The organism is Leucobacter sp. (genome assembly GCF_053528595.1).
In genome coordinates, this window is the sequence record NZ_JAIVPF010000054.1 from 25788 (window position 1) to 47456 (window position 21669).

The following is a 21669-nucleotide window of genomic DNA, read 5'->3' on the forward strand; positions in this document are numbered from 1 at the left end:
TCGCAAGGACCCGCGCGCGTGGATCCTTGCGACTCGCACGCTCGCGCAGGACGACGGCGAACCCATCGGCAGAACCTTGAACTCCCAGCAATTGGAATAAAACATTCACTCGTGGAATATTTATCGCTACAATGGGTCCATCTCCGGAAATCCCGAACCCCGGAGCAGCAGGAACACGCGAAGGAGCTGTGATGCCGACTCCCCCGAGCCCGAAGATCGCCATCGTCGGCAGCGGACCGTCCGGGTGCTATCTCGCGCAGTCCCTGCTGCGCGCCGCGCCGGGCTGCGAGCTCACGATCCTCGACCGCCTGGTCTCGCCGTTCGGCCTCGTCCGCTACGGCGTCGCCGCCGACCACCAGCACACGAAGGCGATCACCCGGCAGTTCGACCGGCTCTTCCAGAGCGAGTCCGTGCGCTTCGCCGGCGACATGGAGATCGGGCGCGATCTGAGCCTCGACGATCTGCGCGAGCACTTCGACGCCGTGGTGCTCGCGACCGGCCTGTCGGCCGACCGCGGGCTCGGGCTCCCCGGCGGCGACCTGCCGGGCGTGATCGGCTCGGGCGTGCTGACGCGGGTGCTCAACGCCCACCCCGACGAGGGCGATCGGCTGCCCGAGCTGGGCAGCGACGTCGTGATCATCGGAGCGGGGAACGTCGCGCTCGACGTGCTCCGCTTCTTGGTGAAGGGGGCCGACGACTACGCGGACAGCGACGTAGCCGATCCCGCACTCGAGACCTACCTCGCCGCGGCCGCCGAGCGGGTGACCCTCGTGAGCCGCTCCGGCGCGGCCGACTCGAAGGGGGACCCGCAGATGCTGCGCGAGCTCGCGCAGCTCCCCCGCGCGAGCTACACGGCCGTCGGCGAGGTCGAGCCGCCGGCGGAGGCCGAGCTCGACCGCGCGGCGCAGGGACGAGTGGCCGCCATCGGCGAGATGATCTCGGCCGACCGCCCCGCGCACCCCGGCCCCGAGGTCACCTTGCGCTTCGGCTGGTCGCCGGTGCGGGTGATCGGTGCCGACCGCGTGGAGGGCGTCGAACTCGCACGCGGAGACGAGCTCGTCGTGGTCCCCGCGACCGCCGTCGTGACGGCGATCGGCTTCGCCTCGACCGGCGGCGACGAACTCGCACGCCTGATCGCCGACCTGGACGCCACCCCGGAGACCGGGCGCATCGAGGTCGGCCTCTACCGCGCGGGCTGGGCCCAGCGCGGACCGCGCGGGGCGATTCCGGAGAACCGCAGCTACGCGAAGCTCGTCGCCGACGAGATCACCGCGGATCTCGCCGACGGGACCCTTCCCGTGAACCCCGGTCGGCGCGGCTTCGCCGGGCTGCCGGACGCGGTGCGCGAGCGCGCGGTCGGCTACGATCAATGGCTCGCGCTCGACGCGCACGAGCGGGAGCTCGCACCGGAGGGGCGGGTTCGCCGCAAGCTTCCGGACCACGACCGAATGGCCGCCGTCGCGCGCGGGGCGGCCAGGACCGAACGATAACCAGACTCAACGAGAGGAACCACCGCTGTGAAGTTCACCATTCTGTACGGCACCGAATCGGGTAATGCGGAGCTCATCGCCGAGGATCTCGGCGCGGCTCTGAGCGAGCAGCACGACGACGTCGAGGTGCACGATCTGCAGAACACCGACCCCGCCTCGATCACGCCCGACCGCTTCTATCTGGTCGTCTGCTCGACGCACGGCGAGGGCGATCTGCCGAACTCGGCGATCCCGTTCGCCGAGGCCTTCGACGCCACCCCTCCCGACCTCACGGGAGTGCGCTACGCCATGTTCGGCCTGGGCGACACCTTCTACGAGGAGACCTACAGCCAGGGCAGCGAGCACATCGACCGCCGCTTCGCCGCGCAGGGCGCCGAGCGGGTCGGCGAGTACGGTCGCCACGACGCCTCCTCCTGGGCGCTCGGCAGCGACGCCGCGCTCGAGTGGCTGCCCGGAGCGCTCGAGGCCTCCTCCGAACGGGTCTGAGATCCTCGCGGCGCTATCGTCACCCGCGAGCGCGGAATGCTGAGGCGGGACGTGCCGGCGTTCCGCGCATTCCGCGGTGGCGCCACCGCGCCAGGCGAGTCGCAGGATCCATCACACGTGCGGATTCTGCGACTCCGCGCAGAATGACGGAACAGCCCGTCACGCGTGCGGATCCTGCGACTGCGTTCGCCGCGCTCGCTCCGCGCAGGATGACCAGGACCCAGCTGCCGCTCGCAGCCGCGGAGCTCTCGGTCCGTCATCCTGCGCGCGGTCCCAGGATCCATCGCGAGGACCCCGGCGACCCGCTCAGGGGCGCGAGCGCTCGACGAGCGCCTCGAAGATGCGCGCACGATCCCGAGCGTCCGCCTGCGGCTCCTCCGGATGCCACTGCACGCCCAGCACCCAGCTCGCGTCGCGATGCTCGGTGCCCTCGACGATGCCGTCGTGCGCCCGAGCGGTCGCGCGCAGTTCGGGGGCCACGTCGGCGACCGCCTGGTGGTGCCCGTTGCGCACCGTGACATCCGTGCGGCCGAGGATCCGGGCGATCTCCGAGTCCGGCTCCAGCACCACCCGCTCATCGATGAACAGCGGCTCGCCGCTCGCGCCGTGGTGCATCTCCCAGTCCGCGATATCGGGGATGAGCGTTCCCCCGAAGGCGACGTTGAGCAGTTGCGAGCCGCGGCAGATCGCCAGCGTGGGCAGATCCCGCCGCACCGACTCCCGGATCAGGGAGATGCAGTAGTCGTCCCCCCTCCGGTCGACGCCGTACAGGTTCTCGGGCACCGGGCCCTCGTAGGCGTAGCAGGCGATATCCACGTCGCCGCCGCCGAGGAAGACGATCCCCTGCGCGCCGTCGAACACCTCGTCCGCCGCGATCAGCTCCCCCGCCGCGGAATCGACCAGCCGGGGCCGCCCGCCCGCCTCGCGCACCGCGTCGAAGGCGATCCTCGTGAACTCGTCCTGCAGATCGTGCGCGCCGCGATCCATCCCGGGAAAGGTGAGCGACACCACCATCGGGATCAGGGGCCCGTCCGGATCCTCGGCTCCCGGTGTCAGGAAGGGTGCGGGATCCACGGCGAGGTCGGTCATCGGAGGTCCTTTCGGGTGCGGTGCGGTGTTCAGGGGGGGTGACGGCGCAGGAGTCCCGCTGCACTGCTGCGCGAGAGGCGCAGCGGCGCAGCGGGACTCCTGTCCGCCGCTACAGGGACGAGCCCGTGTGGATCAGCCCACGGCCGTCGTGGTCTTGATCGGGCCGCTCGCATCGCCGGCCGGCGCGTCGCCGCGCTGGTAGGCCTTCGAGACGAGCATGTAGATCCAGCCGACGGCGATCACGCCGACGGTCGTCATGATCAGCAGGTAGTCCTCGGCCCAGCCGCCGCCGGTCTCACGCGGCCAGAGGATGTTCGCCACCGCGGCGACGCCCCAGATCAGCGCGAGGATGTTGACCGGGTAGGCCCAGGCGCCGAGACGGAACTTGCCCGCGGGCTTCCAGCCGAGGATGCGGGCCCGCAGCGCGGCGAGCACCACCATCTGGAAGCCGATGTAGATGCCGACGGTGCCGAAGCCGACCATCGCGGTCAGGGCGTCCTCGAGCATCAGCGAGAGCACGACCACTGCGGCCGGGAAGAACGCCGCCGTGAGCAGCGCATTGCTGGGCACGTGACGCTTCTCGTTGAAGTGGGCGAGGAACTTCGACGCGGGGAGGAAGCCGTCGCGCGCCATCGAGTAGACGAGGCGGCTCGCCGCGGCCTGCAGGCTCGTGATGCACGAGATGAAGGCGATCACCACGATGAGCATGACGAGCGGGAACACCGGGCCGAACGCGCTGTGGAGCGCCTCGCCGATCGGGTCGGCGACATCGCCGCTCGCGACGGCCGCGAAGTCCGGCACCGCGAACACCAGCGAGAACACCAGCACGTTGGCGGCGAAGCCGCCGATGTAGAGCGTCATCCGCATGGCCTTCGGCACGCGTGCGCTCGGGTCCTTGATCTCCTCCGCGACGTCGCCGTTCGCCTCGAAGCCGTAGTAGGCGAACATACCGATGAGGGCCGCAGCCGCGAAGGCGCCGAGGTAGCCGCCGGGGGCGTCGTCGCCGATGCCCTGGTTGTCGAAGACGACCGACCAGTCCTGCTTGCGGTGGAAGAGCAGCAGGTACACGCTGATGCCCACCGCGCCGATCATCTCGGCGGTGAGGCCGATGGTCGCCGCGAGGCTCAGCACGCGAGTGCCCGAGAAGTTCAGGATCGTGGCGATGACGAGCGTGCCGAGGGCGATGAGCACCGTGCCGCCCGCGTCGACGCTGCCTCCGAAGATGGACGCGACGAAGGGCGCGGCGCCATAGGCCACCGCGGCGAGGGTGCCGACGAGCGCCACGACGTAGATCCAGCCGTTCATCCAGGCCCACTTTCGGCCCCACAGACGCCGCGACCAGGGGTACACGCCGCCGGCGACCGGGTAGTTCGAGACCACCTCGCCGAAGATCAGCGCGACCAGGAACTGCCCGACCAGGGCGATCACGAGCGCCCAGGCCATCGGGGGTCCCGCCTGGCCGAGCGAGATCGCGAACATCGAGTAGACGCCCGCGATGGGTGACAGATAGGTGAAGCCGAGCGAGACGTTGCCCCAGAAGCTCATCTCGCGTTTGAAGGTCGTGTCGTACGAGTAGCCGAGTGACGCGAGGTGGGCGGCGTCCTCGTCGTGCTCCACGACGTCGTTGTTGTGTGACATGGTCGCTGGTACTCCCTTGTACATCCACCAATGGAACGAGCGCTCGGACCGAGCACCGCACATACAACCTACATGTAGATGTTTTTCTGAGGCAAGTAGATACGCGATTTCCCATCACAAAAGCGTGAATTGGGATAAAAATTCATGCAAATGTGAATGAATTATTCCGCGAGTGTTACCGGGCGACGCGGAACCGGGCGACCGGGCCGTGGTGCGGTCGCGACACGACGGGGCCGGGCGCCGTCCGGCCCCCGGCCCCGCTTCACCGAGACACCCTGCGATCAGAGCATCACGTAGAACTTCTCGAGCGTCTCCGTGATCTCCCAGGTGCCCTTCCACCCTGCGGGGAACGAGGCGACGCTCCCGGGAAGCAGCTCCACCGGCTCACCGCCGCGCTCCGTCGCGACCAGTCGCCCCTTGAGCACGTGGATCACCTCGCCCATATCGACGAAATCCCACTCGGACACACCGGGCTCGCAGCGCCAGAAACCGGTGTGCACGCCCTTCTCGCCGTCCGAGGTGAACTCCTCGAGCCAGGTGCGCGTCGGTCCGGTGGTCGAGATGCCGAGCGGCGCTCCCAGTTCCCCGGACTCCGGAATGCGGTCGAAGACCTCGGCCACCACTGCATGTTGCGTCACTGCAACCTCCTCCTGCGCGAGCCGACCGTCGCCTCGCACGAGTCGACCATATCGCCGCTCACACGGTGGTGAACACCTTGCTGGTGATGCGCCACTCCCCGTTCCGGCGGATCAGGCCGAAGAAGTTGCGGAAATCGGCGCCGAGGAAGCCCTTCTCGTCGAGCACCGCGCTGGCCACGTCGCCCACGACCTCGATGCTGTGGATATCGGAGGAGTAGCCGGATCCCGCCGGCTGCGCCGTCGCCACGACATTCGCCGCGAAGTCGGCGCCGCTCATCGTCACGTAGTCGGCACCGAGATACCCCCACATGACCGCGTGCTCGTCGAAGGCGTCGCGCACCCGCTCCGGATCGGCCGCCGCACACCCGTCGACGTACTGCTGGACCGCTGCTCTCACTGCTTCATGCATGCGGTCATCCTACCCCTGGAACTTCTACATATGGAGAAATATATGCGAGTGCCGCGCCCGATCGCGACCGGCGTGCTTATTGGTCAAGCTGCCAGTAGACTGGCGCTCACCCCCCTACCCAGGCAGGATCATAAGGAGCACCGATGACGACGTGGCGCATGCCCATCGAGGGACACGAGCAGGAGCGACTCTGGCTCGCGTGGCCGACGAGCGGTTACACCCTCGGCGACACCGAGGCCGAGGTCGAGGAGGCCCGCACCACGTGGGCGGCCGTCGCCAATGCGGCCAGCGAGTTCGAGCCCGTCACCGTGGTCGTCAACCCGGGAGACGAGGAGATCGCCGCCAAGTACCTCTCGGCGCAGATCGACCGCATCACCGCCCCCCTCAACGACGCCTGGATGCGCGACATCGGACCGAGCTTCGTGGTCGGCGACGACGGCCGGCTCGGCGCCGTGAACTTCGTCTTCAACGGCTGGGGCGCCCAGGGCTGGGCCAGGTGGGACCACGACCGGCACATCGGCCGCATCGTCGCCGAGGCGGCCGGCGCCGAACTGATCGACTCGGAGATGACCAACGAGGGCGGCGGCATCCAGGTCGACGGCACGGGGCACGTGATCCTCACGAAGACCGTGCAGCTCGATCCGGGTCGCAACCCGGGATGGACGCAGGAGCGGGTGGAGGCGGAGCTCGCGCGCACCATCGGCACCACGAGCGCGATGTGGCTCCCCCGCGGTCTCACCCGCGACCACGACACCTTCGGCACCCGCGGCCACTCCGACATCCTCGCCGCGTTCGCCTCGCCCGAGGTGCTGCTCATGCACCGGCAGGAGGCCGCGTCGCACCCCGACCACGTGATCGCGAAGACCAACCGCGCGGTGGCCGAGCAGTACCGCACCGACACCTCCTCGAACTTCGAGATCCTCGATCTCCCCGCTCCCGAGGCGCTGCGCGACGAGGAGGGCTACGTCGACTACAGCTACATCAACCACGTGGTGCTCAACGGCGCGGTGCTCGCCTGCGCATTCGAGGATCCGGCCGATGATCAGGCCCTCGCGACGCTGCGCGAGGTCTACCCGGGACGCCAGGTGATCGGCATCGACGCGCGCCCGCTCTTCGCCCGCGGCGGCGGCATCCACTGCATCACGCAGCAGCAGCCCAAGGTCGGCTGATCCCTCGGCGATGACCGGCCCCGGCGAGGCGCGCACCCGGGGCTCGCCGAGGGGTGCGCACCGGTCATCGCGACGAGCTCGATGAACGACCCGCGCCGCCGGCGCCACGCACACTCCCGCACGGTTCGCACGTGCGGGAGTGTGCGTTTCTGCTCCGGATGCGGCTGTGGCTTCGTGCCAGGATGGTCTCACACGCCGCTCCCCCGACGGGACGGCGACCCCGGCACCCGGACACCGAAGGAACCCGCATGTCTTCCGACACCCTCTCCCCCGAGCTCGAGGCCGTCGTCGCGCGCGCCGCCGCGGCCGCTCCCGCCTTCGCCGCGACCACCCCCGAGCACCGCGCCCGCGCCATCGTCGCCGTCGCCGACGCGCTCGAGAACGCGAAGAGCGACCTCGTCGCGATCGCCATGCGCGAGACGGGCCTCACCGAGGCGCGCCTCTCGGGCGAGGTCACCCGCACCGCGGTGCAGCTGCGCCTCTTCGCCGACACGCTCGTCGACGGCGGCTATCTCGACGCCCGCATCGATCCCGCCGACGACGACTTCGCGCTCGGTGTGCGCCCCGACGTGCGCCGCACGCACCTGCCCCTGGGCCCGGTCATCAACTTCTCCGCCTCCAACTTCCCGTTCGCCTTCTCGGTCATGGGCGGCGACTCGGCGTCGATCCTCGCCGCGGGCTGCCCGCTCATCGTCAAGGCGCACTCGGGTCACCCCGAGCTGTCCGACGCGACCGCCGAGGTCGCCGCCGCCGCCCTCGCCGCCGCCGGCATGCCCGAGGGCGTCTTCCAGCTCATCCACGGCCGCGAGGCCGGTGTCGCCGTGCTCAAGGATCCGCGGATCAAGGCCGGGGCCTTCACCGGCTCCATCGGCGTGGGCCGCCTCCTGGCCGACATCGCCGCGACCCGCCCCGCGCCGATCCCCTTCTACGGCGAGCTCGGCAGCGTCAACCCCGTCTTCGTCACCGCCGACGCGATCGCGGAGCGCGCCGCGGAGATCGCGAGCGGCTACCTCACGAGCGTCTCGGGATCCGCCGGCCAGCTCTGCACCAAGCCCGGCTTCGTCTTCATCCCCGCGGGATCCGCGCTGCCCGAGGCGATCCGCGCCGCCGCCGGAGAGCTCCCCGAGCACCGTCTGCTCGATCCGCGTATCGCGAAGAGCTTCGCGGAGCGACGCGACGCGATCCTCGCCTCCCCCGGCGTGCGCCCCGTCATCGAGGGCGGCATCCGCTTCGACGCGCACGGACACGGCTGGGCCACCCCGACCGTCGTCGCCGTGTCGCTCGACGACTTCCGCGTCGGCAAGGAGGCGCTGGTCGAGGAGGCCTTCGGCCCGCTCTCGATCCTCGTCGAGACCCCCGAGGGCACCGATCTCGCAGCGCTCATGCCCGAGTTCTACGAGGGCAACCTCACCGGCACGCTGCACCTCGGCGCGGCCGAGGCCAGCGGCGAGACCGGCAACGCCGCGGAGCTGCACGCCCTGGTGGCCGCGCTCAGCCAGCAGGTGGGGCGCGTGCTCTTCAACGGCTGGTCGACCGGCGTCGCGGTGACCCCCGCGCAGCAGCACGGCGGCCCCTGGCCCGCCACCACGAACGATGCCAGCACCTCGGTCGGCACCTCCGCCATCAAGCGCTTCCTGCGCCCCGTCGCCTTCCAGAACGCCCCCGCCGCCTTCTTGCCCGCGGCGCTCCGCGACGACAACCCCCTCGGCGTTCCGCAGGCCGTCGCGCCCGCCGGAGAGTCCAAGAGCTGGGGGGATCGCTGGCGCTGACCTTTTTCTACGGGAATCGCCGCAGCGGCTCTATGCTGAAGCCATGAAGAAGACTCTGGCGGTCACCGGCCTGCTGGCGGCCGCGCTCCTCGCCCTTTCCGCGTGCGCCGCCTCCCCCGCCGCCGGTGTCGTCGGCGTCTGGGGAGACCCGGACGCCCAGGGGCGACCGTCGCTGGAGTTCACGGCGGGAGCCGACGACTCCGCCGGGGAGTACAGCGGCACCGACGGCTGCAATCGCGTCGGCGGCGCCTACACGGTGAACGACCGCGCCGTCGACCTCGGCATGATGCGCTCGACGCTCATGTTCTGCGAGGGCGTCGACACCTGGCTCTCCCAGGCCCGCACCGCTCAGCTCGAGGGCGACGTGCTCACGTTCCTCGACGAGGGCGGGCAGCAGATCGGCTCTCTCGAGCGCCAGGGCGGCTACTAGGGCGCGGCTGCGCATCGCGTATACGACCGAGGGGCGGGATCCATCGCGGATCCCGCCCCTCGGCCGTATCGCCGGCTCAGTGCCAGAGCACCGCCAGCGCCACGTTGAGCAGCGAGAGACCCGCGATCGCGCCGAGCACGCCTCCCGACACGCTGTTCTTCTTGCGGTTCACGAGGATGACCACGATCATCGCGATGAGCACCAGCGTCTTCACGCCGATCTTCGCGTTGTTCGGCTGACCGCCCAGCATGTAGATCGAGGCGACCAGCAGCAGCCCGGTCGCGAACAGCAGCGAGGCCCCGTGCAGGATCCCGGGCGTGATGCGCGCCTTCGCCTCCTTCACGGCGGGCAGCTGCGCGAGCGTGCTGCCGAACACCGCGCCGAACCCGACGAGGTGCAGGACGACCAGAATGCCCTTGACGATTTCCATATCCCTGTCTCTCTTTCAGGCACCCACGCTCAGTGGAAGAAGTGCCGCTCTCCGGTGAAGTACATGGTGACGCCCGCTGCCCGGGCGGCCTCGATCACCTCGGCGTCGCGCACCGACCCGCCGGGCTGCACGACGGCGCGCACCCCCGCGTCCAGCAGCACCTGCAGGCCGTCGGCGAACGGGAAGAAGGCGTCGGAGGCGGCGACCGCACCGCGCGCGCGGTCACCGGCGCGCTCGACGGCGAGGCGGCACGAGTCGACGCGGTTGACCTGGCCCATGCCGACGCCGACCGAGGATCCCCCCGCCGCCAGCAGGATGGCGTTCGACTTCACGGCGCGGCAGGCGCGCCACGCGAACTCGAGCTCGGCGAGCGTCGCGGCGTCCGCGGGCTCGCCCGTGGCGAGTTCCCACTCCGAGGCCGGCGTGAAGGAGCGGTCGGCGTCCTGCAGCAGGAAGCCCCCCGACACCTGGCGCAGCTCGACCGGGTTCGGCTCGAAGTCCGCCGGCAGCACGAGCAGGCGCACGTTCTTCTTCTGCGTGAGGATCGCGAGGGCCTCGGGCTCGAAGCCGGGTGCCACGATGACCTCGGTGAAGATCCCCGCCACCGTCTCGGCCATCTTCGCGGTGACCTCGCGGTTCGCGGCGATCACTCCGCCGAACGCCGACAGCGGGTCGCACGCGTGGGCGAGCTCGTGGGCGGCGGCGATGGGGTCGTCGGTGCCCTCGGGCGCCACGGCGATGCCGCAGGGATTGGCGTGCTTGATGATCGCGACGGCCGGCCGCTCGTGGTCGAAGGCGGCGCGCAGCGCGGCGTCGGCATCGACGTAGTTGTTGTACGACATCTCCTTGCCGTGCAGCTGCGTCGCCTGGGCGATGCCCGTGCCCTCGTTCTCGGTGAAGAGCGCTGCCCGCTGGTGGCTGTTCTCGCCGTAGCGCAGCACCGACTCGCGCAGGCCGAAGATCTCGTAGCCGACGTACCCCTCCGAGCTCTCGAAGATGCTGTCGACCGACGCCTCGGCCGCCACGTCCTCGTCGATCGGGGCCTCGCCCCAGGCGCGATCCTCCTGATCCAGGAACCAGTTCGCCACGGAGGCGTCGTACTGCGCGGTGTGCACGAAGGCCTCGGTGGCCAGCGAGCGGCGCTGCGCCAGCGTCGTGCCGCCGGAGCGCACCGCGTCGATGACCTCGTCGTAGCGCAGCGGCGAGACCACGATCGCGGCGTTGGCGTGGTTCTTGGCGGTGGCGCGCACCATGGCGGGCCCGCCGATGTCGACGTTCTCGATGACGTCGGCGGCGGGCTTGCCCGAGGCGACGGTCTGCTCGAAGGGGTAGAGGTTCACCACCACGAGCTCGAAGGGGGCGAAGCCGAGCTGCTCGAGCTGGGCGCGGTGATCGGCGAGGCGCAGGTCGGCGAGCAGTCCCGAGTGGACGGCCGGGTGCAGGGTCTTCACACGGCCGTCGAGGGCCTCGGCGAAGCCGGTGACCTCGGAGACGTCGGTGACCGGGTGCCCGGCCTCGCGGATGGTGGCAGCGGTGGACCCGGTCGAGACGATCTCGACGCCGGCCTCGGCGAGCGCGGCCGCGAGGTCGAGCAGACGGGTCTTGTCGCTCACCGAGATGAGCGCGCGCCGCACGGGGACGACGTCGCGGTGCTCGTAGAGACTGGGGTCGTGGCTCTGGACTGCCATCGGGCTCCTTGGTTCGTGGAGGGTGGTCTGTGTCAGCGCGCGGCGCCGGCGGCGAGGTCGAGCTCGCCGAGAGCGATCTCGCGCACGGTCTGCACGAGCAGCGGGCGCTCGATCTGCTTGATGCGCTCGTGCAGCTCGTCCTCGGTCTCGCCGGGGCGCACCTCGACGCGGGCCTGGCGCAGCACGGGCCCCGTGTCGACGCCTTCGTCGATGATGTGCACCGTGACGCCGGTCTCGGTCGCGCCGGCGGCGAGCGCGTCGCGCACGGCGTGCGCGCCGGGGTGGAGCGGCAGCAGCGCGGGGTGGGTGTTGATGAGGTGCGGCGAGAACTCGCGCACGAAGCCGGCCGGCAGGATCCGCATGAGCCCGGCGCTCACCACGAGCCCCGGCTGCGGGCCGGTGCCCACGCCGTGCTCCTGGATGGCGGCGGCGAGTACCTGCCCCCACTCCTCCCGGGAATCGTAGTCGCCCGGGCGCACGACGAAGGCGGGCACGCCGGCGGCCTCCGCGTGGGCGAGCCCCGGAGCATCGGTGTCCGAGCCGACGCAGACGATGCGCGCGGGGAACTCGGGATCGGCGGCGGCCTCGAGCAGCGCTTTGAGGTTGCTGCCGCCGCCGGAGATGAGAACCGCGATTTTCAGCACCGCCCCAGTCTACCGGTTGCACGGTCTCCGGTCCCTCCACGCCGGCGCCGCCGAAGCGCGGCTACGGATTCGGCCAGACGAAGAGCGTGAGCGCGGTGATGACCGCGCTCACGAGGATCACTCCGCCCGTCGCGAGCACGGTCATCGCCGAGATCCCGTCCTTCCCGGTCATGCGGCGCCCCGCGAGCGAGACGCCGCCCGCACCGGCCCTCGCGGCCGGCGACCCGGAGCGGAAGTCGCTGTACCGCGAGGCCTGCCGCTCGAAGCGCTCCCGCAGCAGCCAGAGCGCTCGCTGGAGTCTCTCGAGCGTCTCCGGTCTCCAGAGCGGGGTGCCGTACCGGAAGTACAGGTACAGCTCGTCGTCGATCAGCTCGACCTCGCACGATCCCGCGACGTCGATGACGGCGGCCATCACGTCGGGCGTGAACACCTCGAGCGCATCGCGCTCGTAGCCTGCGGGGCACAGCAGCGTGAAGTGCCGGTCGAAGTCGCCCTCGAGACTCAGTCGCGTGCGATTGCCGAGCCCCTGGCCCACGAGCGAGAGCACGCGCGAGCGCTTGTTCTTCAGAATGATGTGCGGCACCGCACGGGGCAGATGCAGCAGCGCGAAGGCGAACGGGCGTCGCAGATTCGCGCGCTCCTGCTGCGTGCTTTGCAGTGCCGTGTGGCGCGCGACCGCGACCCCGTCTCCCCCGAGCATCGCCCGCTCGACATTGCGCATGTTCTTCGGGAAGCCGGTGCCCGCGCGCGCGGTGCGCCAGGTCGCGCTGCCCGAGTCGAGCCGATCGCGGAACGACAACCCGTTCGCCCTCGCGAAACGCGCGAGGCGCACATCGCGCAGACGCCACTTCAGCCAGTTCGCGAAGCCGGCCACCACGAGCAGCGCCCAGGCGAGCGGCACGAGGGAGATGACGAGGTGCACCGCCGGCGGGAAGCGACCGGTGTCGATGAATCGGGGCGCGAGGATCACGGCACAGACGATCGCAGCCACCGCCACTGCCGCGAACGCGCTCAGCACCGCGGCTCCGCGATACCAGGGCACGCCGGCCGCACGGCGGTACCAGCGCAGTTCGCCGAGCGACGGCGCGCGGCGCATCACCGACGGGTCGCCGAGCAGGGGCGCGGGAGCGGCGTCGCCGCGTCGATCCCGCTCGCCCATCGCCTCGTTCTCGGGCATCGTCTACGCGGCGGGCAGCTGCCAGGGCAGCAGCCCCCAGGGCCCGCGACGCTTGCCGTCGAGGGCGCTCTCCATCGCGCTGATCGCCTCACCGGACTGACGGGCGCGCTTCTCGTCGGCGACACCGTCGCTCCAGTGCATGGCGCGGCCGAGCGCGTAGCTGCGCCCGAACGCGGCCCACGAGTCGAACTCGGGGCGGGCGATCTCGTTCACCTGCCCGATCAGCCTCATCGCGTCCGTCTGCGAGATGAGCCCCATGCCCACCGCCCAGGTGCAGACTGCGACGGCCTGTCCGAAGGCATAGGCGTCGAGGCTCACCACGGGTTCGCCCGCCGGATAGTGCTTCTTGCCGAGTTCCTTCTCGTAGTAGGCGACCGCACCGACGAAATCCCGTTCCTCGCCCTTGCCCGTGCCTCCCGCCTGCTTGATCGCGGCGAGCCACTGGCGCGTGCTCGGCTTCCTGCCGTCGTTCTCGCGGGCGGCCGCGGCACGGATCTCGAGCAGCTGCTGCCACACCTCGCGACGGCGGCGCTGCACGACGAGCCGTTCGACCGTATCGATCACGTCCTGGGTGCTGTTCAGCCCCCACATCTCGCGCAGCGTCCCCTCTTCGCCCTCGCCGTTGTTGCTCGCGGTCGGATCGTTCCAGTAGTTTCCCGAGTTCGTGATCTGCTGGAACCCGAGGGCGAGCAGATTCGCCTCGCGCGAGTCGGTGGGGAAGCCCTTGTGGTAGCCCTGCTTCGCGAACTTGGCGAAGACCGCGAGCAGCACGAACAGCAGCAGCACCACGGCGACGCCGACCGCCAGCCAGAAGAAGAGCTTGTTCTCGGGGAGCAGGAGCCAGTCGAGGGCGTCCTTGAGTAATTCCATTTCGGGATCCTTCTCGTGTTGCGAATCCCTACTCCCCGCGTCACCGTATCACAGGGGCGCCGTCGCCCGTGCACCGGCGCGGACGACGCACCGGTCGATCCTCCTCGCATCCCGGGAGCTCGACGGCCGCGCTCCCGCGCGCCAGGCCCGCCCGCGGCGGTCTTCAGGAGCAGTGCAGCAGCTCATCGGCGAGCAGCCACGGGCGGTGCTCCTCGAAGAGCAGGTCCTCCTGGGCCGCCCAGCGGTCCCAGTGCGGGGCGTAGGTCTCCCCGTCCCGGGCGAAGGCGCGGGATCGCCGCAGCTCGGCGGGGCACTCGATCCAGACGCTCCACACGCTCGCGGGCCGGCCCGGCTCCACCACCCGCTCCGCCCAGCGCCTCGCGGCCGCCAGGTTGCCCGCGGTGATCGACCCGCAGCCCTCGATGAGCAGCGGACGATCCGGCGTCACGGGCACCCGCTCGGCGAACGCCTCGGCCCACCAGTTGTAGCGCAGGTATCCGCCGTCGTCGAGCGCGTCGGCGAGGGAGCGGGATCCCTCGGCGAGCCCGTCCCACCCCGGATAGAGGTGCTCGACGTGCAGCAGCTGGGGCTCGCGTCCGAGCTCGCGCAGACGATTGGCGATCCGCGCGGCCAGATCGGTCTTGCCCGCGCCGGAGCGGCCGTCGATCAGCATCGCATCGAGGACTTCGAGGTCGTAACCAGGCATCAGAGATCAACTTTACCGTCGGTGCGCATCCGTTCCGCAAGCAGCATTATCCCAGCCGTGAGCACGGCGAGCACCACGGCGCCGGCGAGCCCGGCTCCGTAGCTCCCCGGAGCCTGGTGCCCGATCAGCTCCGCGACCGCCACCGGCAGCGTCTGCGCACCGGGCCGCACCAGGAACGACGTCGCGCCGAACTCGCCGAGCGACACCGCGAAGGCGAACCCCAGCGCGAGCCCGGCCGAGCGGCCCAGCAGGGCCAGGTCGATCGTGCGCAGCACCGCCGGCGGGCTCGCTCCGAGCGAGCCCGCCGCGAAGCGCAGCTGCTGATCGATGCCGCGCAGCACCGGGAGCAGCGTGCGCACCACGAGCGGCAGCGACACGAGCGCCTGTGCGATCGGGATCAGCACGATCGAGGTGCGCAGATCGAAGCCGATGCCCAGCGGCCGGTGCATCGTCAGCAGCAGGCCGAAGCCGAGTGTCACCGCCGAGACGCCGAGGGGCAGCATCACGAGCCCGTCGAAGACCGCCATGCTCCGCCGCAGGGCCGCCGAGGCGGGGCGGCGTGAGAGCACGAGGGCGATCAGGATCCCGAGGACCATCGCGATGGTCGCGGCGACGAGCGCGATGCGGAGCGACAGGCCGATGGCGTCGAGCGCCGAGCCGTCGAGCGGCAGTTCGTCCGGAGGATCGACCAGGGCGACGTAGTTGGCGAGCGTCCACGCGCCCTCGCGGTCGCGCAGCGAGCGGACGACGAGGGTGAGGATCGGCGCCGCGTGCAGCAGCAGCGTGGTCGCCCCGAACACGGCCAGCGCCGGGATGTCCCCGCGACCGGGCCGCGTCGTGCGGTCGGCCTCCTCCCGCAGCTCGACCGCCCGCTCCCCCGATCGGCGCAGCCGCGCCGACACGAAGAGGCTGGCGCCGACGATGGCGAACTGCGCGAGGGAGAGCACCGCGGCGCCCCGCAGGTCGAGGAACTGCACCGTCAGGCGGTAGATCTCGGTCTCGACGTTCGAGAACTCCCGTCCGCCGAGGATCAGCACGATGCCGAAGGAGGTGGAGCTGAACAGGAACACGAGCGACGCGGCCGAGGCGATCGCCGGCGTCAGAGCCGGCAGGGTCGCGGTGGTCCAGGCGCGCACCCGGCCCGCGCCGAGCACGCGGGCGGCGAGCTCCGAGCTGCGGTCGAGCCGCGCCCAGAAGCTCCCGACCGTGCGGGCGACGACGGTCACGTTGAAGAACGCGAGCGCGGCCACGATGGCGGCCAGGCTGCGCTCGAGCCCCAGCGGCTCGAGCGGCCCGCCCGGCCCCAGCAGCGCGGAGAAGGCGACGCCCACCACCACAGTCGGCAGCACGAACGGAACGGTGAGCAGCCCCTGCAGCATCGTCCGTCCCGGGAAGTCGAGCCGGTACAGCACGTAGGCGGCCGGCAGGCCGAGCCCCACGGAGAGCAGGGTCGCGAGGCCCGCCTGCGCGAGCGTCTGCCCGATGACGCTCCAGGTGCGCGACGCCCCGAAGACCTCGGGGATCCCGCCCGGGTCGAAGCGCCCGTCCCCGATGAAGCCCGTGGCCACGAGCGATGCGACCGGCCACAGGAAGAAGATCGCGAGGAAGGCGAGCGGGATCGCCGCGGCCAGTGTCCAGGCTGCGACGCCCCACGCGCTCCCTCGGTGCAACTAGAGGCCGATCTGCTCGCTCAGAGTCTTCAGCCAGTCCTCGCGGCCGCGCTCGATCTCGGCGGCGGGGAGATCGTGCGTCTGCCCGGCTGCGGGCTCCGGGGCGAACCGCGCCCAGTCCTCGGGCATCTCGACCGAGGCGTCGACGGGGGTCATGTACATGGCGTCCGGGATCGTCTGCTGGAACTCGGGAGAGACGAGGTAGTCGACCACCGCCTGCGCGCCGGCCTCGTTGGCCGCGCCGGCGAGCACCCCCGCGTACTCCACCTGACGGGTGCACGTGTCGAGCAGTGCCCTCGTCGAGGACGCGGATCCGTCCTCGGCCACGGTGAACGCCGGGGACGAGGCGTACGAGAGCACGATCGGCCGCGTACCGCCGTCGCCGCCCTGGGTGAACTGCCCGTAGTACGCGTCGCTCCAGCCCTGCTCGATGCGGGCCCCGTTGTCGACGAGGCTCTGCCAGTAGTCGGCGAAGCCGTCCTCGCCGAACCTCGCGACCGTGCCGACGAGGAACGAGGCGCCCGTCGACGACGCGGTCGGATCCAGCAGCACCGTGAGATCACGGTAGGCGGGATCGGCGAGATCCTCGTAGCTCTCGGGCTCGGCGATCCCCTCCGAGGCGAACCAGTCCGTGTCGACGTTGATGCAGGTCGCGCCGTGATCGACCGGCACGAGGGCGAACGGCGCGTCGCCAGCAGCGCCCTCCTCGCCCTCCGCGAGGATCGCGTAGTCGCTCCCGCTCTCGGGGAAGCCCTCGGGGCGATGCGGAGCGACGACGTCGTTCTCGACGATGCGCGAGGCGAAGATGGTGTCGACCCCGAAGAAGGCGTCGGCGATGGGCGCGCCCTTCGTGAGCACCAGCTTGTTGGTCAGCTCCCCGCCGTCGCCGGCCGAGACCACCTCGACGTCGTAGCCGGTGGCGGCGCTCGCGGCCTCGGCGAACGCCTCGTTGGGGAACGAATCGTGCACGACGAGGGTGACCTTCTCGCCGGCGTCGCCGCCGGCCTGGCCGGGGCCGTCGAACGGCGCCGGGGAGCAGCCCGCGAGCGCGAGACCGCCGATGGCGACGAGCGCGACGGCAGGCAGTGCTGCGCGACGCGCGCGCGGGTGGTGATTCGACGGGAGTGCAGACTTCATCGAGGCTTCCTTCCTCCGCTGGCATGAACCAGATCAGGTTGAACGGTCGGAGCTCGCGTGCTCCCTCTCAGCCCGCCGCGCGCGGACTCCCGTGGATTGCCCCTCTACACTAGCCCTTCCGGCGCGGCCAGCGCCAACCGGTCCGGCGGGCCTCGTCGGCGGACTGCTCGCCCGCTTCGCCGCCACCATCCCAGGCGTAGGCCCGCAGCAGCGCGTCCGTCTCGGACTCCTCGTCGGCGGCGGATCCCCCCGCGGTGCCTTCGGCCCCGGTCTCCCGGTCGCCGTCAGCTCCGGTCGCCGGATCGGCCCAGCCTGTTCCGACCTCGGGTTCGGCGTCGATCCCCGTCTCCCGGACGGGTCGCTTCGCCGCGGCGCCCCCGGATTCCGAGGCCTCCCGAGCATCCGGGTGCTCCAGGTCCTCCGGCGATGCCGCCTCGTGCACGGGCCGGACCTCGGTCGTCGGCTGATCCGTCTCCTGCGTCGTCTCCTGTGCGACCGGGAGGTACGAGAGTCCTCGGAGGCCGCCGACGGTGTCGTCGAGCGGCACGGTCTCCTGCTCGTCGGCGCCCCTCGGCTCGGCGCCGCTCGGGTCGGCGCCGCGGCCGCTCCGCAACCGGTTCAGCGCATCGGCGCCGGGCACGGTGTCGGGAAGCGCGTCGCGCAACCGCGAGTAGTCGGTCCGCCCGGCGGTCACCCCGAGCAGCAGCCCGACCGCGAGCTCGGCGGCGACGAGCCCGCCGGCGAGCCAGGGGTGCGCCCCGGTCTCCGCGAGCCGCTCGGGTCCCAGCGATCCGCCCGCCAGCGCGCAGACGCCCGCGATCGCCAGCCCCGCGAGGGCGGCCGAAACGACGGGGATCGCCAGGGCGACGCCCCACCGCGCGCGGCGCAGCTCCGGACGAAGCGCGAAGAGCAGCCCGAGCCCCAGGCCGGCCAGCACGAGCAGTGCGGGAGCGAGAGCCCCGAGGCCGCCCCACCCCTGCGGAATCGCTCCGAAGATCGGCAGTGCCGGCAGCGGGCCGAGCAGGGTTTCGAAGGGGGTGACCGAGGTGCCCGCGCCCGCCGAGAAGCCGGCTCCGCTGAGCCAGGCCCCGGTCCAGACGACGGCGACGGGCAGCAGGGCGAGCTGGGCGAGGAAGAGCAGCACCGACCCCAGCGGATCGAGCTGCAGGTTCTGGGTGAGGCCGATGACCTCGGGGTAGCCGACGACGAGGGCCACGGCGAGCGCGAGCGCGGCGAGCCCGACGACCGCGGCGAAGGCGGCGGTCGCGAGCAGCACGGTCTGGGCCGCCCGAGCGGGGAAGGCCGCGGCTCCCCGCAGCCCGAGATACTCGAAGCCGCGCTGCACCCCGCGCAGCGCGGTCGTCCACCACGGATGCGCGTCCCGGGCCGCGCGCACCGCAAAGGCGGCCGCGGCGACGACGGCGTAGCTCGACGCGAGCACGAGCACGACCAGCCAGGCCGGCCAGGGGGTGCTCGGCGAGGCCGCCGACATCACGACGAGCGCGACGCCGCCGAAGCCCAGTGCGCCGCCGAGCACCCCGGCGGCGCCGGTGCCGCCCCGGCCTCCGAAGCGCCACCCGGCGCGCGCGGCGAGGAGCACGGTGATGAGCGTGATCCCGAGCGGAGCCAGCGACAGCGTGAAACTCAGCTCCTCCGGGGCCTGCCCGAGTCCCAGCGCCGTCTCCGGGTCGAGCTGGAAGCCCATCGGCACCCAGTGCGCGAGCAGCCAGATCCCGCCGATGACCGAGAGCACGGTCGCCGGTTCGGCGGCGAGGTCGAAGGTGACGACCCACAGCAGCAGTGCCGGGATCGCGATGACCACGAGGCCGGCCAGCGCCACGGCGGCCGCCTCGATCGCAGCGATCGCCGCCGTCACTAAGGATCTCATCGACCAGAAGCTTAGTGCGTCCGCCGAGAGCGGCCCGTCATTCTGCGCGTTGTCGCAGAATCCGCGGCCGGTTACCAGGCGGCGGCGACCGCGCGGTGCGTTTCGAAGAGCGGGACGGCCGTGCCCTCCGGCGCACGGCCGAAGCCGCACTCCGTCGCGACGCCGAAGGCGCGTGCCACGTGCCGCTGGGCGGCCGCGATCCTGCGACGCGCCCCCTCGGGGCCGTCCTCGCGGTGCACGAGGCCGAGGTAGAGCTCCGTCCCCTCCGGAACATCGAGCGCCTGCAGCGGCGCGAAGTAGGCGTCGTCGTCGCGCTCGATCGGCACGGGCAGATGCAGCCAGGTGAGCGGGCGCCGGGAGGCCGCGACGGCCAGGTTCGCGAAGCGCACGAGATGGGCGGTGTCGCTCGGCTCGACGAAGTGCTTCTCGGCCACGTCGCCGTAGCACAGGTGCACGCCGACCTCGACGTCGTCGGGCACCCGGCCGATCTGCCGGGCGAGCCGCTCGCTCGTGCCGGCCCAGACGTCGTCGAACCACTCGTAGGCCTCGCCCGTGTACCCCCGCAGACCCTCGAGCATCGCGAACTCCAGCGCGGCATCCCACTGGATCGCGAGCTCGTCGTGCGGGATCTCCGCGAGGATCCGGTCCAGCTCGGCGGCGAGCGCCGCCTCGTAGACCGGCTCGAAGGCTTCGCGATCCGCGGCGGCCACGAAGCTGCCGACCACACCGAGCGGGGTCGGCAGCGAGACCTGGAAGCGCGTCTGCGCGGCGACGGCCCCTTCGCGCTTGAGCCGGGAGAACACCTCCCAGGACTCGAGCGCCGCACCGGCGTAGCCCAGCGGCGGCAGCTCGAGATCCTCGGCCCGCACCCCCTCCGCGATGCGCACCGGCCGCATGTCGAGCGTGCGCAGCGGGATCGGGGTGTCGCCCACGCGCTCGATGCCCTCGGCCCGTCCCAGTCGGTCGGCCTGGAACACGATCCAGTGGAAGCGCTCCCCCACCTCGCCGTCGGGGATGCGCTTCAGGCGATCGCCGAGGTGCTCGGCCGCCGTGCGCATCGTGGTCTCGGCGTCGTCGAAGTTGATGCTGCCGACGAGGTGCGCGCCCTGTGGTTCTGTCATGCCCCCAGTCTAGGAGCCGCGCGGCCTCGCCCCGACCAGCATCCGTAGTTCGCGAATCGCCCGAACTCTGCCGCCCATTGGGCGTTCTGCGAACCTCAGACGGAGCGGTTCATCCCCCGGCCGGATCCGCCGCCCGGGGCACCTCTAGGCTGAGGGGTATGACGAGCTGGGAGAACGGATCATCGGATCGAGGCCGTGTCGTGGTCGGCGGCGCCGGCGGATTCATGGGCAGGCACCTCGTCGAGCGCTCCCGGGCGGCCGGGCGCGAGGTGGTGACGATCGGGCGATCCGGCGCCGATCTGCGCTGGGGCGACGATGCCGGGATCGCCGCCGCGGTCGACGGTGCGGCACTGGTCGTCGGTCTCGCGGGCAAGAGCGTGAACTGCCGCTACACCCCGGCGAACCGGGCCGAGATCTTCCGCTCCCGTCTCGACACCACCGCGGCGCTGTCCCGCGCGATCGCTAGCGCCGCGGCACCGCCGGCGCTGTGGGTCAACGCCGCCACCGCGACCATCTACCGGCACGCCGAGGATCGGCCGATGACGGAGCGCGACGGCGAGATCGGCACCGGCTTCTCCGTGGAGGTCGCGAAGGCCTGGGAGCGCGCGCTGTTCGCCGAGGAGCTGCCCGCGACACGACGTGTGGCGCTGCGGACCGCCATCGTGCTGGGGCACGGCGGCGTACTGGCCCCGATCCGCCGGCTCGCCCGCCTGGGACTCGGCGGACCGCAGTACGACGGCTGGTGGCCCGCGACCCGCACTCGGCGCGAGGCGGGCACCCTGCATCTGCGGGGAGCGGGACGGGGGCGGCAGCGGTTCAGCTGGATCCACATCGACGATGCGGCGCGGATCATCGACTTCCTCGAGGAGCATCCCGAGATCGAGGGTCCCGTGAACGCGGGCTCGCCGCGCCCCGTGGACAACCGCGAGTTCATGGCGACGGTGCGCCGCGTGCTCGGCGTGCGCTTCGGGCCGCCCACTCCGCGTTGGGCGCTGGAGATCGGAGCCATCGGCATCCGCACCGAGACCGAGCTCGTGCTCAAGAGCCGCTGGGTGCTGCCCGAGCGGCTCGAGGCGGCCGGGTTCGAGTTCGCCTATCCGGAACTCGAGCCCGCGCTGCGCGAGGCGTTCGACCGCGTGTAGCGGCACGTCTCATCCGCCGGAGACGGCGTCCGCTCCCGGCAGCGCGGGCGCCCCGCGACTCTCGCCGCGTGCCGCCCG

20 protein-coding genes and 1 riboswitch are annotated in these 21669 nt (G+C 71.5%); of the genes, 6 read left to right on the forward strand and 14 right to left on the reverse strand.

Annotated elements, in window-relative coordinates:
- Positions 1–191 precede the first annotated feature (191 nt).
- Both ACWKZU_RS10845 and ACWKZU_RS10850 read left to right on the forward strand, forming a co-directional pair.
- The gene (locus ACWKZU_RS10845) at positions 192–1490 is read left to right on the forward strand and encodes an FAD-dependent oxidoreductase (RefSeq protein ID WP_449282339.1); all 1299 of its coding nucleotides are present in this window, start codon (positions 192–194) and stop codon (positions 1488–1490) included.
- Between the two features lie 27 nt (positions 1491–1517).
- The gene (locus ACWKZU_RS10850) at positions 1518–1976 is read left to right on the forward strand and encodes a flavodoxin domain-containing protein (RefSeq protein WP_449282340.1); all 459 of its coding nucleotides are present in this window, start codon (positions 1518–1520) and stop codon (positions 1974–1976) included.
- Positions 1977–2282: 306 nt separating this feature from the next.
- Here the strand turns inward: ACWKZU_RS10850 and ACWKZU_RS10855 are convergent, their stop codons facing one another.
- The 4 genes from ACWKZU_RS10855 to ACWKZU_RS10870 form a co-directional block, all read right to left on the reverse strand.
- On the reverse strand, positions 2283–3065 hold the full coding sequence (locus tag ACWKZU_RS10855; protein WP_449282341.1) for a gamma-glutamyl-gamma-aminobutyrate hydrolase family protein: 783 nt from the start codon (positions 3063–3065) through the stop codon (positions 2283–2285).
- A gap of 132 nt (positions 3066–3197) precedes the next feature.
- Entirely contained in the window at positions 3198–4703 is a 1506-nt protein-coding gene (locus ACWKZU_RS10860; protein WP_449282342.1) for an APC family permease, read from the reverse strand.
- Positions 4704–4984: 281 nt separating this feature from the next.
- A complete protein-coding gene (locus ACWKZU_RS10865; protein WP_449282343.1) occupies positions 4985–5341 on the reverse strand; it encodes a cupin domain-containing protein in 357 nt (118 codons plus the stop codon).
- A gap of 58 nt (positions 5342–5399) precedes the next feature.
- Complete coding sequence (locus tag ACWKZU_RS10870) at positions 5400–5750, reverse strand: nuclear transport factor 2 family protein (RefSeq protein ID WP_449282344.1); 351 nt, start codon at positions 5748–5750, stop codon at positions 5400–5402.
- 143 nt (positions 5751–5893) lie between these two features.
- On the opposite strand from ACWKZU_RS10870, the gene ACWKZU_RS10875 reads away from it, so the two are divergent.
- The 3 genes from ACWKZU_RS10875 to ACWKZU_RS10885 all read left to right on the forward strand — a co-directional run bounded on the left by ACWKZU_RS10875 (position 5894) and on the right by ACWKZU_RS10885 (position 9118).
- Positions 5894–6919, forward strand: coding sequence for an agmatine deiminase family protein (locus ACWKZU_RS10875; RefSeq protein WP_449282345.1), 1026 nt, complete (start codon positions 5894–5896; stop codon positions 6917–6919).
- A gap of 248 nt (positions 6920–7167) precedes the next feature.
- Positions 7168–8688 (forward strand): aldehyde dehydrogenase (NADP(+)), encoded by a 1521-nt coding sequence (locus ACWKZU_RS10880; protein WP_449282346.1) that lies wholly within the window; start codon positions 7168–7170, stop codon positions 8686–8688.
- A 43-nt stretch (positions 8689–8731) separates the two neighbouring features.
- Positions 8732–9118: an META domain-containing protein gene (locus tag ACWKZU_RS10885; protein ID WP_449282347.1), complete on the forward strand. Its 387-nt coding sequence runs from the start codon at positions 8732–8734 to the stop codon at positions 9116–9118.
- A gap of 76 nt (positions 9119–9194) precedes the next feature.
- On the opposite strand, the gene ACWKZU_RS10890 is transcribed toward ACWKZU_RS10885, so the two are convergent.
- The 10 genes from ACWKZU_RS10890 to ACWKZU_RS10935 form a co-directional block, all read right to left on the reverse strand.
- Positions 9195–9548 carry a hypothetical protein gene (locus ACWKZU_RS10890; RefSeq protein ID WP_449282348.1) on the reverse strand — a complete coding sequence of 118 codons (354 nt, stop codon included), beginning with the start codon at positions 9546–9548 and terminating at the stop codon, positions 9195–9197.
- A 29-nt stretch (positions 9549–9577) separates the two neighbouring features.
- On the reverse strand, positions 9578–11236 hold the full coding sequence (gene purH / locus ACWKZU_RS10895) for a bifunctional phosphoribosylaminoimidazolecarboxamide formyltransferase/IMP cyclohydrolase (protein WP_449282349.1): 1659 nt from the start codon (positions 11234–11236) through the stop codon (positions 9578–9580).
- A gap of 32 nt (positions 11237–11268) precedes the next feature.
- Positions 11269–11880: a phosphoribosylglycinamide formyltransferase gene (gene purN / locus ACWKZU_RS10900; protein WP_449282350.1), complete on the reverse strand. Its 612-nt coding sequence runs from the start codon at positions 11878–11880 to the stop codon at positions 11269–11271.
- A 61-nt stretch (positions 11881–11941) separates the two neighbouring features.
- Positions 11942–13057, reverse strand: coding sequence for a hypothetical protein (locus tag ACWKZU_RS10905; protein ID WP_449282351.1), 1116 nt, complete (start codon positions 13055–13057; stop codon positions 11942–11944).
- 3 nt (positions 13058–13060) lie between these two features.
- On the reverse strand, positions 13061–13927 hold the full coding sequence (locus ACWKZU_RS10910; RefSeq protein ID WP_449282352.1) for a DUF1266 domain-containing protein: 867 nt from the start codon (positions 13925–13927) through the stop codon (positions 13061–13063).
- Between the two features lie 163 nt (positions 13928–14090).
- Positions 14091–14633: a hypothetical protein gene (locus ACWKZU_RS10915; protein ID WP_449282353.1), complete on the reverse strand. Its 543-nt coding sequence runs from the start codon at positions 14631–14633 to the stop codon at positions 14091–14093.
- Complete coding sequence (locus ACWKZU_RS10920) at positions 14633–16303, reverse strand: ABC transporter permease (RefSeq protein WP_449282354.1); 1671 nt, start codon at positions 16301–16303, stop codon at positions 14633–14635. Before ACWKZU_RS10920 ends, ACWKZU_RS10915 begins: the two co-directional genes overlap by 1 nt.
- Entirely contained in the window at positions 16304–17440 is a 1137-nt protein-coding gene (locus ACWKZU_RS10925) for a thiamine ABC transporter substrate-binding protein (protein ID WP_449282355.1), read from the reverse strand.
- A riboswitch (TPP riboswitch) is annotated at positions 17434–17543 on the reverse strand. (Overlaps the previous gene by 7 nt.)
- A 6-nt stretch (positions 17544–17549) precedes the next feature.
- Positions 17550–19328, reverse strand: coding sequence for a cell division protein PerM (locus ACWKZU_RS10930; RefSeq protein WP_449282356.1), 1779 nt, complete (start codon positions 19326–19328; stop codon positions 17550–17552).
- Between the two features lie 71 nt (positions 19329–19399).
- Positions 19400–20449, reverse strand: coding sequence for a hypothetical protein (locus ACWKZU_RS10935; protein WP_449282357.1), 1050 nt, complete (start codon positions 20447–20449; stop codon positions 19400–19402).
- A gap of 158 nt (positions 20450–20607) precedes the next feature.
- Between ACWKZU_RS10935 and ACWKZU_RS10940 the strand changes: the two genes are divergently transcribed.
- Complete coding sequence (locus ACWKZU_RS10940; RefSeq protein WP_449282358.1) at positions 20608–21591, forward strand: epimerase; 984 nt, start codon at positions 20608–20610, stop codon at positions 21589–21591.
- The last annotated feature ends 78 nt before the right edge of the window (positions 21592–21669 follow it).

Coding starts and splice junctions, on each gene's coding strand:
- ACWKZU_RS10915 (WP_449282353.1), bottom strand. CDS start 14,633: ATGCCTGGTTACGACCTCGAAGTCCTCGATGCGATGCTGATCGACGGC.
- ACWKZU_RS10890 (WP_449282348.1), bottom strand. CDS start 9,548: ATGGAAATCGTCAAGGGCATTCTGGTCGTCCTGCACCTCGTCGGGTTC.
- ACWKZU_RS10845 (WP_449282339.1), top strand. CDS start 192: ATGCCGACTCCCCCGAGCCCGAAGATCGCCATCGTCGGCAGCGGACCG.
- ACWKZU_RS10925 (WP_449282355.1), bottom strand. CDS start 17,440: ATGAAGTCTGCACTCCCGTCGAATCACCACCCGCGCGCGCGTCGCGCA.
- ACWKZU_RS10860 (WP_449282342.1), bottom strand. CDS start 4,703: ATGTCACACAACAACGACGTCGTGGAGCACGACGAGGACGCCGCCCAC.
- ACWKZU_RS10935 (WP_449282357.1), bottom strand. CDS start 20,449: ATGACAGAACCACAGGGCGCGCACCTCGTCGGCAGCATCAACTTCGAC.
- ACWKZU_RS10885 (WP_449282347.1), top strand. CDS start 8,732: ATGAAGAAGACTCTGGCGGTCACCGGCCTGCTGGCGGCCGCGCTCCTC.
- ACWKZU_RS10930 (WP_449282356.1), bottom strand. CDS start 19,328: ATGAGATCCTTAGTGACGGCGGCGATCGCTGCGATCGAGGCGGCCGCC.
- ACWKZU_RS10880 (WP_449282346.1), top strand. CDS start 7,168: ATGTCTTCCGACACCCTCTCCCCCGAGCTCGAGGCCGTCGTCGCGCGC.
- ACWKZU_RS10855 (WP_449282341.1), bottom strand. CDS start 3,065: ATGACCGACCTCGCCGTGGATCCCGCACCCTTCCTGACACCGGGAGCC.
- ACWKZU_RS10905 (WP_449282351.1), bottom strand. CDS start 13,057: ATGCCCGAGAACGAGGCGATGGGCGAGCGGGATCGACGCGGCGACGCC.
- ACWKZU_RS10910 (WP_449282352.1), bottom strand. CDS start 13,927: ATGGAATTACTCAAGGACGCCCTCGACTGGCTCCTGCTCCCCGAGAAC.
- ACWKZU_RS10940 (WP_449282358.1), top strand. CDS start 20,608: ATGACGAGCTGGGAGAACGGATCATCGGATCGAGGCCGTGTCGTGGTC.
- ACWKZU_RS10875 (WP_449282345.1), top strand. CDS start 5,894: ATGACGACGTGGCGCATGCCCATCGAGGGACACGAGCAGGAGCGACTC.
- purH (WP_449282349.1), bottom strand. CDS start 11,236: ATGGCAGTCCAGAGCCACGACCCCAGTCTCTACGAGCACCGCGACGTC.
- ACWKZU_RS10870 (WP_449282344.1), bottom strand. CDS start 5,750: ATGCATGAAGCAGTGAGAGCAGCGGTCCAGCAGTACGTCGACGGGTGT.